A 256-nucleotide genomic window follows, 5' to 3' on the forward strand; every position below is an offset into this window, starting at 1 on the left:
TCCCCCGCCGCCAGTTTTATAATATCGCCGGGCACCAGCTGGTCGATCGGGATCTCCAGCCAGCCATTTTCGCCTTTGTCGTTAATTACGCGCAGCACCGTCGCGGTATTGCTGACCATCGCTTTCAGGGCATCTGCCGCTTTAGTGGAACGTGCTTCCTGAATAAAGTTCAGCAACGTAGAAATAGCGACCATTAGCGCGATAACGCCCGCGGCAAATAAATCTTCCGTGGCGTAAGAAATAGCGCCGAGAATGG

Annotated in this window: 1 protein-coding gene; it reads right to left on the reverse strand. The window is 53.5% G+C overall.

The window, feature by feature from the left end; genetic code table 11:
- Positions 1 to 256, reverse strand: a 256-nt coding sequence (locus SB756_RS32310) for a hypothetical protein (RefSeq protein WP_410913532.1), incomplete at both ends; no start/stop codon positions are given.

The sequence above is a fragment of the Pseudomonas sp. SIMBA_068 genome, from assembly GCF_046534705.1.
GTDB classification, from domain to species: domain Bacteria; phylum Pseudomonadota; class Gammaproteobacteria; order Pseudomonadales; family Pseudomonadaceae; genus Aquipseudomonas; species Aquipseudomonas putida.